Source organism: Halogeometricum sp. CBA1124, from assembly GCF_009741955.1.
Taxonomy (GTDB): Archaea; Halobacteriota; Halobacteria; order Halobacteriales; family Haloferacaceae; genus Halogeometricum; species Halogeometricum rufum.
The window spans coordinates 1-9258 of the sequence record NZ_WPCD01000149.1 but is presented as its reverse complement, the minus strand read 5'-3'; the positions used below and the strand labels follow the sequence as shown (position 1 = coordinate 9258).

General features: G+C 69.2%; 16 protein-coding genes and 3 pseudogenes. 9 read left to right on the top strand and 10 right to left on the bottom strand.

The features are described 5' to 3' along the window. Positions 1-130, bottom strand: a pseudogene (locus GJ632_RS25495) (DUF99 domain-containing protein); the annotation flags it as partial. A 9-nt stretch (positions 131-139) separates the two neighbouring features. Continuing rightward, positions 140-316: a DUF5786 family protein gene (locus GJ632_RS15600; RefSeq protein ID WP_089804535.1), complete on the bottom strand. Its 177-nt coding sequence runs from the start codon at positions 314-316 to the stop codon at positions 140-142. A 168-nt stretch (positions 317-484) separates the two neighbouring features. On the opposite strand from GJ632_RS15600, the gene GJ632_RS15595 reads away from it, so the two are divergent. Continuing rightward, positions 485-1111: an MBL fold metallo-hydrolase gene (locus GJ632_RS15595; RefSeq protein ID WP_089804534.1), complete on the top strand. Its 627-nt coding sequence runs from the start codon at positions 485-487 to the stop codon at positions 1109-1111. Between the two features lie 53 nt (positions 1112-1164). Here GJ632_RS15595 and GJ632_RS15590 read toward each other — a convergent pair whose 3' ends face one another. Together GJ632_RS15590 and GJ632_RS15585 are read right to left on the bottom strand one after the other, a co-directional pair. Then, the gene (locus tag GJ632_RS15590) at positions 1165-1314 is read right to left on the bottom strand and encodes a 50S ribosomal protein L40e (RefSeq protein ID WP_089804532.1); all 150 of its coding nucleotides are present in this window, start codon (positions 1312-1314) and stop codon (positions 1165-1167) included. Between the two features lie 154 nt (positions 1315-1468). Beyond that, positions 1469-1735, bottom strand: a complete 267-nt coding sequence (locus GJ632_RS15585) for a co-chaperone YbbN (protein WP_089804530.1) — start codon at positions 1733-1735, stop codon at positions 1469-1471. Between the two features lie 106 nt (positions 1736-1841). On the opposite strand from GJ632_RS15585, the gene GJ632_RS15580 reads away from it, so the two are divergent. The 4 genes from GJ632_RS15580 (at position 1842) to GJ632_RS15565 (ending at position 3684) form a co-directional block, all read left to right on the top strand. After that, the gene (locus GJ632_RS15580; protein WP_089804528.1) at positions 1842-2006 is read left to right on the top strand and encodes a preprotein translocase subunit Sec61beta; all 165 of its coding nucleotides are present in this window, start codon (positions 1842-1844) and stop codon (positions 2004-2006) included. A gap of 102 nt (positions 2007-2108) precedes the next feature. After that, positions 2109-2711 (top strand): pyridoxal 5'-phosphate synthase glutaminase subunit PdxT, encoded by a 603-nt coding sequence (gene pdxT, locus GJ632_RS15575; protein WP_191453436.1) that lies wholly within the window; start codon positions 2109-2111, stop codon positions 2709-2711. Between the two features lie 72 nt (positions 2712-2783). After that, the gene (gene hisE / locus GJ632_RS15570) at positions 2784-3086 is read left to right on the top strand and encodes a phosphoribosyl-ATP diphosphatase (RefSeq protein WP_089804524.1); all 303 of its coding nucleotides are present in this window, start codon (positions 2784-2786) and stop codon (positions 3084-3086) included. A 67-nt stretch (positions 3087-3153) separates the two neighbouring features. Further along, the gene (locus GJ632_RS15565) at positions 3154-3684 is read left to right on the top strand and encodes a hypothetical protein (RefSeq protein ID WP_089804521.1); all 531 of its coding nucleotides are present in this window, start codon (positions 3154-3156) and stop codon (positions 3682-3684) included. 126 nt (positions 3685-3810) lie between these two features. Here GJ632_RS15565 and GJ632_RS23960 read toward each other — a convergent pair whose 3' ends face one another. Then, positions 3811-4056, bottom strand: a complete 246-nt coding sequence (locus tag GJ632_RS23960) for a hypothetical protein (RefSeq protein ID WP_231751599.1) — start codon at positions 4054-4056, stop codon at positions 3811-3813. Here GJ632_RS23960 and GJ632_RS25490 point away from each other — a divergent pair. Further along, positions 3953-5148 (top strand): annotated as a pseudogene (locus GJ632_RS25490) (MFS transporter). The gene GJ632_RS23960 and the pseudogene GJ632_RS25490 sit on opposite strands and share 104 nt — an antisense overlap. Positions 5149-5230: 82 nt before the next feature. Here GJ632_RS25490 and npdG read toward each other — a convergent pair. From npdG to GJ632_RS15535, 5 genes and pseudogenes are all read right to left on the bottom strand, one after another. Then, a pseudogene (gene npdG / locus GJ632_RS23945) lies at positions 5231-5897 on the bottom strand (NADPH-dependent F420 reductase). A 94-nt stretch (positions 5898-5991) separates the two neighbouring features. Then, positions 5992-6183, bottom strand: coding sequence for a hypothetical protein (locus GJ632_RS15550; protein ID WP_089804514.1), 192 nt, complete (start codon positions 6181-6183; stop codon positions 5992-5994). Positions 6184-6217: 34 nt separating this feature from the next. Then, positions 6218-6562, bottom strand: a complete 345-nt coding sequence (locus tag GJ632_RS15545; protein ID WP_231751597.1) for a hypothetical protein — start codon at positions 6560-6562, stop codon at positions 6218-6220. Between the two features lie 54 nt (positions 6563-6616). Continuing rightward, positions 6617-7489, bottom strand: a complete 873-nt coding sequence (locus tag GJ632_RS15540) for a TIGR01548 family HAD-type hydrolase (protein ID WP_191453434.1) — start codon at positions 7487-7489, stop codon at positions 6617-6619. Positions 7490-7514: 25 nt separating this feature from the next. Next, positions 7515-7946 (bottom strand): UPF0146 family protein, encoded by a 432-nt coding sequence (locus tag GJ632_RS15535; RefSeq protein ID WP_343161210.1) that lies wholly within the window; start codon positions 7944-7946, stop codon positions 7515-7517. A 39-nt stretch (positions 7947-7985) separates the two neighbouring features. Between GJ632_RS15535 and GJ632_RS15530 the strand changes: the two genes are divergently transcribed. From GJ632_RS15530 to GJ632_RS15520, 3 genes are all read left to right on the top strand, one after another. Continuing rightward, positions 7986-8507 carry an archaemetzincin family Zn-dependent metalloprotease gene (locus GJ632_RS15530; RefSeq protein WP_089804506.1) on the top strand — a complete coding sequence of 174 codons (522 nt, stop codon included), beginning with the start codon at positions 7986-7988 and terminating at the stop codon, positions 8505-8507. A gap of 132 nt (positions 8508-8639) precedes the next feature. Continuing rightward, the gene (locus tag GJ632_RS15525; protein ID WP_191453433.1) at positions 8640-9056 is read left to right on the top strand and encodes a universal stress protein; all 417 of its coding nucleotides are present in this window, start codon (positions 8640-8642) and stop codon (positions 9054-9056) included. Continuing rightward, on the top strand, positions 9057-9258 hold a 202-nt coding region (locus GJ632_RS15520; protein ID WP_305037687.1), incomplete at its 3' end, for an RNA 3'-terminal phosphate cyclase.

The window sequence follows — 9258 nt, the reverse complement described above, 5'->3', positions numbered from 1 at the left end:
AGGCCGCGCCGTCGACGACGCGGTCCGCGCGGACGACTGCACCACAGAGCACGCTCTCGGACCCGACCCCGTCCTCGTACGACTCGGCGACGCCGAGTGCGCGCGCGCCCGACTTGACCGGCGGCGTCACGTCGCCCCGTCAGTCGTCCTTGATCTCTTGCAGACGGTCCAGCAGTTCCTCGTTCGACGCGCCGTTCTCGAACTCGACCTCGCCCTTGTGGTCGTTCTCCGAGGTTGCGACGCCGTCGTTCTCGTCAAGGTCCTGGTCGTAGTCTTGACTCTCCTGCTCGGACTCGTCGTAGCTCCCAAATCCCATACGAGTCGACGTAGACGGCTCAGACGGAAAAATGATACGCAGGTGAGAATTTTGTTCACAGATTGAACATCGGAAATATACGGTCGAGCGGCGATTGGGTGCGTCGGAGGGACGGGCGACCGTGCCGAGTCGGTGGGGGTTTTTCTTCGCGCGGCCGTACGGGCATCCATGGAAATCGTCACGGTCACCGACGGCGCGGAACAGTTCACCTGTAACGCGTATCTCGTCCTCGGCGAACGGAACGTGCTCGTAGACGCCGGGACGATGCCCGGCGTCGAAGACGTCGTCGCCGAGCACACCGACGCGCTGGACGCCGTCGTCCTCACGCACCAGCACACCGACCACGTCGGCGAACTCGACGCCGTCCTCGACGCCTTCGACGCCGACCTGTACGCGTACGCGGACCACCCGCGCCGGACCGGCGAACTCGAAGACGGCGACGAACTCCGGATGGGCGACGAGACGTTCGAGGTGGTGTACACACCCGGTCACGCCTCCGACCACGTCTCCCTCGTCGGCGAGACGCGCGTGTTCAGCGGCGACGTCGTCGTCCACGACGACGGCGCGTTCGACGACGGCAGTTTCGGCCGGACGGACATGCCCGGCCAGTCGCGCGAACGCCTCGTCGAGAGCCTCCGAACTCTCCTCAGACGGATGCCGGACACCGTCGCGGAACTGTACGCGGGCCACGGCGACGTGTTCCGCTCGGACCCGGACGGCGACTCCGTGCGGGACGTGATAGAGCGGGCGCTCTCACGCGCGGAACGGCGCGAACCGAAGTACCCCGACGACTGAGCGACCCGGACGCGCCGCTACGCCGGCGGAAGATGGAGAGAAAGGGCGTCCGATTACGCGGCGCGGCGTTCCTTCGACTTCGGACGGAGGTTCTTGTAGCCGCACTTTCGGCAGGCCTTCGCACGCGCGGGGTTGCGCGCGTTACAGCGCATGCAGATCTGCTTCTCCAGCGTTCGCTTGGTCGCGGCGTCGTTGGTTGGCATACACGTCAGTTCCCCAGCCGCCCGTATAACGCTTGCGAGAGCGTCTGGCGCGGACGGGGCCCGCACGGCGCCACCGCGGACGCCCGACCCGGGGCGTGACGCGTCGCGGTCGCTGATCGCACGGGCGAAGCGTCGAGAGAACGGTCGTGACCGGTTACGCGCCCGCCTTCTGCAGGGCGTCTTCGAGGTCCTCTCGCTGAGTGACGCCGACGAATCGGTCGACGATGCCGTCGTCGTTCTCGACGATGAGCGTCGGGAGCGAGCGAACCTGATACTCGTTGGCCACGTCCTGTTGTTCGTCTACGTCGACCTTCTCGAACTCGACGTCCGCGTAGTCGGCTTCGAGTTCGTCGAGAATCGGGTCCTGCGTCTTGCACGGCCCGCACCAGTCGGCGTAGAAGTCCTTGAGTCGAACGGTCATCGTGATCCCTCTGGTCGTTACCGAGCCCTGCGCATAAGGGTTTCTTACCCACCCCCGTTCGGCCAGAGTCGAAACGTTTAGGCGAAGGGGAGGCGGAGTGACTGCCATGAGCAGCGGACAGAACAGCGGTGGCTTGATGTCTAGTGCGGGTCTCGTTCGGTACTTCGACGCCGAGGACCGCAACGCCATCCGTCTCGACCCCAAGAGCGTCGTCGCGTTCGGCCTCCTCTTCGGCGTCGGCGTCCTCGTCCTGAACGCCGTCGCGTTCTGAACGGCCGAACCGGTCCCCGGACCTCCCGAACGCACGTCCTCGTAGTCGGTGCGACGCCGGCCGAACGTTCACTTTTTCACCCCCGGACACCGACGGGCACGTATGTTACGCGCAGGCGTCGTCGCCGTGCAGGGCGACGTGTCCGAACACGCCGCGGCCATCCGTCGCGCGGCCGAGGCCCACGGAGAACCGGTCGAAGTCGTCGAGATTCGTCAGTCCGGCCACGTCCCCGACTGCGACGTGCTTCTCGTCCCCGGCGGCGAGTCCACGGCCATCTCGCGCCTCCTGAAGCGCGAGGGCATCGACGAAGAGATACGCGACCACGTCGCCGCCGGCAAACCCGTGCTGGCGACGTGCGCCGGACTCATCGTCGCCTCCCGGGACGCGAAGGACGACCGGGTGGAGACGCTGGACCTGCTAGACGTGACCGTCGACCGGAACGCGTTCGGCCGACAGGTGGACAGTTTCGAGGCTCCCCTCGACGTCGAGGGGATGGACGACCCGTTCCCGGCGGTGTTCATCCGCGCCCCCCTCATCGACGAGGTGGGCGAGGGCGTCGACGTGTTGGCCGAGTGGGAGGGGACGCCCGTCGCCGTGCGGCAGGGTCCCGTCGTCGGCACCTCCTTCCACCCCGAACTGACCGACGACAGTCGCCTGCACGACCTGGCGTTCTTCGACCGAATCGAGGCCGAGGCCGCGGACTGAGGCTCGTCTCGCACGCTCGCGCCGTCGTTCGGGAGTCAGAACCGTTTTCTCGCGACGTTCCCACGCACCGGTATGACCGATGAATCCGACTCCGACGCGGTGCTCGACGCCCTGTTCTCGACCATCGAGGCGCGGAAGGCCGAGTTGCCGGACGACTCGTACACCACGACCTTGTTCACCCACGAGAAGGGCGAGAACTACGTCTTGGAGAAGATCGGCGAGGAGACGACGGAGGCCATCCTCGCGGCGAAGGACGACGACACCGAGGAGTTGCTGGCCGAGAGCGCCGACCTCGTGTATCACCTGCTCGTCCTCCTCTCGATGAAGGGCGCCTCGCTGGACGACCTGCGCGCCGAACTGCGGGACCGCTTCTGACGGACTCCCGAGCACGCCCGACTCCGAGCACACAAGAACTTTGTAGACATGTTCGATAGGTGAGCGTATGCCGCCCTCCAGACGTGCGACGCTCGGACTGTTCGGAACGACAGCGACAGCCCTCCTCGCGGGATGCTCCGCCGCGGGACTGGAAACCGACGACGACGCGACGGCGCAATCGGGTTCGAGAACCGAGACGGACGAAGGCGGAACGCCGACCGCCGACGCCGCAGACCCGGCGAGCGTCGAGATGCGCCTCGTCGGCCCGGAGACGGACCGGACGCTGTTCACCGGGGCCGGCGTGTCGCGCGTCGGCGAGGTGCAGAAACAGCGGTCGGGCGGGTACGGCCTGCCGGTCGTCCTCGCCGACGCCACGGCGGCCGAGGTGAGCGAGGCGTTTCGCGCGGCCGGCGTCGGCGAAGACCCCGACCCGTTCGAGGTGGTCCTGCGGTACGACGGCGAGACGGTCAACCGGTTCGGCGTCTCGGCGCGTCTCGCGGCGGACATCGCCGAGGGCGAGTGGGAGGGAGAGTTCATCCTGATGGTCGAGGACCGCGAGACCGCCGCGGAGATTCGGCAGACTCTCGCGGACGACTGACCCCGCTCGAACCGTCGGTTCGCGGGTCGTGCGGTGTGTCCGACCGACCCGACTCTCGAGCGGAGTCGCGGACGGAAACGCCCGATTCCAAAGCACCAAGAGGCGGGTCGCCGACTCCACAGCCAGTCAGGATGGCGTCCACGAGAACCCCGCCGGCGACTGCCGCGAGCGCTCGGTCTCGCCCGAGCGCGACACACCGAGGGGGCGGGACGTGAGTCGGTGGTTCGGCGGCGACGAACCGAGCGTTCGCTTCGTCGCCGGGAGCCTCATCGCCGGCGTGTTCTTCGGCGGCGTCGGCGCGGGCGTCGCCTTCCCGACGCTCCCGACGCTCGGACCCATCCTCGGCATCTCGCCGTTCCTCGTCGGCCTCATCCTCTCGACCAACCGTTTCACTCGACTGGTGATGAACACGCCCGCCGGGCAGGTGCTGGACCGGTACGGGACGCGCCGGCCGATGATAGCCGGCTTCGTCGGGCAGGGACTCGCGCCGTTCGGCTACGTCCTCGGCCTCCACGCGGCCGTCGTCCCCCTCGACAGCGCGACGGTGTTCGTCCTCTCGCGGGCCGTCTGGGGGGGTCGGCTCCGCGTTCGTGTTCGTCGGCGCGTTCAGCACCATCACGCACGTCACGACGGCGGCGAACCGCGGCAAGTGGGTCGGCTACATGCGCGGCGGCCAGAGCCTCGGCTTCCCGGCCGGACTCGTGGTCGGCGGCCTCGTCACCGACGCCCTCGGCTACTCGGAGGCGTTCCTCGTCGCCGGCTGTGCCGGCCTGTTCGCCGCCGCCGTCGTCGCGTTCGTCCTCCCGAACGTTCGCACCGACGTCTCGGCGACGAGTTCGCTGCGCGAGGTGCCGAAACTCGTCCGGACGGACGTGCGCATCTTCACCGTCGGCGCGGTCAACTTCGCCGTCCGGTTCCTGTTCGCCGGCGTCCTCCTCTCGACGGCCGTCCTCTACGCCGGCGCGCACGACATCAGCATCGGCGTGCTGTCCGAGACGGGCGTCAGCGGCGTCGTCATGGCCGTCGCCGTCGTCGCGTCGAGTCTCACCACGCTCGTCGTCGGTCGCTACTCGGACCGGCTCTCGAACCGCGCGGCGCTGACGCTGCCAGCACTCGGACTGCTCGCCACCGGGTTCACCCTCCTCGCCCTCGTCCCGACGCTCGCGGCGACGCTGGTCGCCGTCGCCCTCGTCGCGTCGCGTCGGCGGGTCGAACCCGCCGTTGCTCGCGTACCTCGGCGACCTCAGCCCCTCGGACGACGTGGGCAAACTCGGCGGCGTCTACAACGTGTTCGGCGACCTCGGGTCGACGCTCGGCCCCCTCGTCGCGGTGCCGCTGGTCGAGATAGTCGGGTTCCGCGTGGAGTATCTGGCCTGCGTCGGACTGGTCCTCGTCGTCGGCGCCCTCGTCGCGAAGACGCTGTACGGGGAGGCGGCGACGGTGCCGCGGTCGGAACTGTCGTAGCCGGGGCCGTCGCCGGGACCGAAGCCCCCGCAGAGACCGACGTCGCCGACCGACAGTCGCCGGCGGAGCGCCGACCGGCGGCCTACCGAAACTGCACGCCCAGGTCGTGCATGCCGTCGTTGTTCCGGGCGACGTTGATGAGAAGCGGCGTGAGCGACTCGACTTCCGCGGCGTTGGCGATGCCGCCCACGTCGAGGGCGCGGAGTTCCGGTATCTCCTCTGCGAGTCGCATCACCATGTCCTTCGAGTCGAAGTCGTCGCCGACCACGAGGGTGTCGATGCCCAACTCGGCGTCCAGGTCCGCGAGGCGGCCCGCCGCGAGGTTGTGGAACGCGCCGACGACGGCGACGCCCTCGGGGTGTGGGGTCGGCGACCAACTGCGTGACGCTACCGGCGCCCGGCGGGTGGTAGTGGAAGCCGTCGTCGTCGCGCTTGATGCCCGCCGCGGGCGTCACCAGCACGTCGCCCTCGGCGAGACTGTCCGAGACTGCCTCGACGGTGTCGGCGACGTGGTACGGCGGCACCGCGAGGACGACGATAGACGCCCGGTCGGCGGCCATCTCGTTGGCGAAGCCGTTGACCTTCACGTCGCGCGCGACTCGACAGTTCCGTCTCGTACTCGTCGGCCTTCGCGCGGGCCTTGTCCGGGTCGCGCGAGCCGACGACCACGTCGTGGTCCGTGTGGTAGGCCCAGCGCAGGGCGAGTCCTCGCCGATGTCGCCGGTCCCACCGAGAAGTGCGATTCGCATGCTATCGACTGCGGACGGCGGCAGGTAAAGCGTTGCGTGACCGGGCGCGTCTGCCGCCGTCTCCGGCGAGGCGGCGGACCCGGACCGCCAGCCCTCACGGCGACTCGAACTCGGGACCGTACGTGACGAGGAAGGCTATCAGGGGCGCGACGACGAGCGTCCCGAGCAGGACGTACTGCCGTATCCCCGCCGTCGCCGGCAGGATGGCCCAGACGCCGAGGCCGAGGGCGTCCACGGCGAACATCACGACCAGAAACCGCGTGAGGTGCGAGAGCGTGTCGCTCACGTCGAGACACCTCCCCGACCCCAGCGGCGCGGGTTCAGTCGCGTCGCCGCGTACGTCGCGGCGAGCCACCCGGCCGCGAGCGAGACGACGTTACCGGCGAGTCCGCCGACGCGACGGCGTCGAGGCCCAGTCGGAGGGTGAACGAGACGACGAAGAACGACGCGAACCGCGCGGTCACGTCGCCCGCCTCGGCCGTCGGCGACGCGGCGAACGCGAACGCGCGAAACACCAGCGGGACGGCGACGACGAACGCGAGTGCAGCGAGGGCGAACGGGACGAAACCCGTCGGGTCCGGCGCGAGGAAGAACCCGAGCGGTGCCGCGACGACCAGACCGAACAGGGCGGCCCAGACGAGTCGTTCGAGACGAAGCGCGTCCATGTTCTCGGGTCGGGCCGCCGTCGGCCTAAATGTACGCCTGTTCACGCCCACCGGTCACTCCTGAGCGGTCAGCAGGTCCGGCAGGTCGTTCACCGAGTCGACGACGGCCGCCGCGCCCGCCGCCTCGTACTTCTCGCGGCCCGCCTCGCCGGTCAGGCCGCCGGTGAGGACGCCGACGCCGTGGTACGTCCTGCCGGCGTCCGCCTCGGCGGCGTTGACGGCGGTCCGCACGTCGTCGAGGGTGTCGCCGACGAAGACGACGCTCTCGGCGTCGAGGCGGTCCGCCAGCGTCGTGAGAGCGCGGGGGTGGGGCTTGCCCTCCTCCCAGTCGTCCATCGTGAACCGGTGGTCCTCGGGGACGGCCAGACGGGCGCGCGAGAGGGCGATGTCCGCCTCGGCGGCGGGGCGGCCGGTGAGGACGCCGACGCGGTGGTTGGAGGTGAGGTAGTCGAGCGTCTCTCCCTCGACGATGACCGGTTCGTCGTGGATGTAGCCCGGGGCCTCGAACGGCGGGTCCCCGCCCTCCAGTTCGCGGTAGCGGTCCGTTCCGAGGTAGAGCGCCTGAAACGCCTCGCGGAGGCCCTCGCGGTCCCACGCCTCGCGGACGGCCGCGTGGTCGTCGGAGTCGAGGTGGGCCTCGGCGACGGCTTCGGCGGCGGCGAGTCCCCCGCCGCGGTCGTGGATGCGGTCGGTGAACTCGGCGACCGACATCGGCGCTCGGTCGTCGACGAGGAGACAGAGCGCGGCGGCGTCCGTCAGTTCCCAGTCGTTGTTGAAGCCGCCGGCGTCCTTGAACCGCTGGACGTCGGCCTTGTCGATGGTCCGGTCGTACAGGCGCGCTATCGACTCGACGATTGCGCGGCGGTAGGAGTCGGCCACGTCGACGAGGACGCCGTCCACGTCGAGGACGACTGCGTCTGCGTGCATACCGAGAGGCGGCGGGGCGGAACCGTTAGCGTTGTCCTTTCGGACGGTCGTCGCAGGCGACGACGTACAGCGTCTCGGCGCCGTCGGCCAGCGTCTCGGCGTCGCAAGGGACGGCGGGCGCGTCGAAGCCGAGCGTGGTGAACAGGAAGTCCGCGTCGACGGCGGCGGCCACGTCGCGGACCGGCCGGTGGAGTTCGGGCGGGAGGTTCAGCGCGTAGACGGCGTCGGCGTGGTACGCCGGGCCGGGGTCTGCGCGTTCGCTCGCGGCCACGACGTCGTCCTCGACGAAGCGGAGTTCGGGGGGAACATCGAACGGGTGGACGTCCGTGACGGTCACCGCCGACCCGGCGGCGGCGAGGGCGACGGCCACCGCCGGACGGCGGCCGACCCCGACCTCCGTGAGTCGCTCGTACTCCGAGAGACGTGCAGTAAGAGCGTCTCGAACTGGGGATTCCACGGCGGGATATTTATGACACCGCCCCGCTTAACAACTTTCATGCTTGTCGATATCGTGCCTATCGGGGACCTCCCTGCGCAGGTGAAGCGCGAGGCTTCTGCGGCCCTCCGCGGCGTCTACGACTGCGACGTCACCGTCCACAGCGAGCAGTCCATCCCCGAAGGCGCGTTCGACCGCGGCCGGAACCAGTATCGAGCGGAGCAGTTCATCGAACTCGCGAGTCGGGTCGGCAGCGGCGAGAAGAACATCGGTATCACGGCGCAGGACCTCTACTACCGGCGTCGAAACTACGTCTTCGGACTCGCCTATCTCAACGGAAACGGGTCGGTCATCTCGACGTACCGGCTCCAGACGTCCTCCGACGGCGGCATCTCGACCAAGCCGCAGGCCGAGGTGTTCTCCGACCGAGTCCGGAAGGAAGTCGTCCACGAAATCGGCCACACGCTCGGACTCGAACACTGCGACAACTCGAAGTGCGTCATGTCCTTCTCCCCCACGGTCCGCGAGGTGGACGTGAAGGAGGAACACCTCTGCGGCACCTGTAGCCGACTGGTCCACTGAGGCGTCCGGTCGTTCTCCGCGAACCCATCGCATCCGTACCTGCACCCGTACCGCGGGGCAGCGACGGGATTGGCGCGCCCGTGCCACAGCCACACATAAGCACCCCGCCGCCCTATTGCAGACGGTGAAACGATGCACTACGTCGTGGCCGTCGACGGCTCTGAACCCGGGGAGAAGGCACTCGACCACGCGCTGATGCTCGCGACGCGTCTCGACGCGACGCTGTCGGTCGTCTACTCGGTCGAACCCAGAGTCGTCGCCGAAGATGGCGACGAGATGTACCGAGAGGACCCCGACGCCGCCGAGGAACGCGGCGAGGAGATACTGGCGGCCGCCGAGGGACGCGCCCGGGAGTCCGGCGTCTCCGTCGAGACGGTGATGCTGTGGGGCGACCCCGCGCAGACGATTCCGTCCCACGCCGAGGAGAACGGCGTGGACGGCATCGTCGTCGGCCACCGCGGCCTCTCCCGCCGCGTCGAGGGGATGGTCGGCAGCGTCGCCAAGAGCATCGTCCAGCGCGCCACCGTCCCCGTCACCGTCGTCCGATAGATGCTCGAACTCGACGGCGGCGACGGCGGCGGCCAACTCGTCCGAACCGCGCTCTCGCTGTCCGCTCTCACGGGGCAGGCGATTCGCGTCGAGAACGTCCGCGGGGGCCGACCGAACCGGGGGCTCCGACCGCAACACGTCGCCGCCGTCGAGGCCGTCGGCGCGGCGACGGACGCGACGCTCGACGGCGTCGAACGGGAGA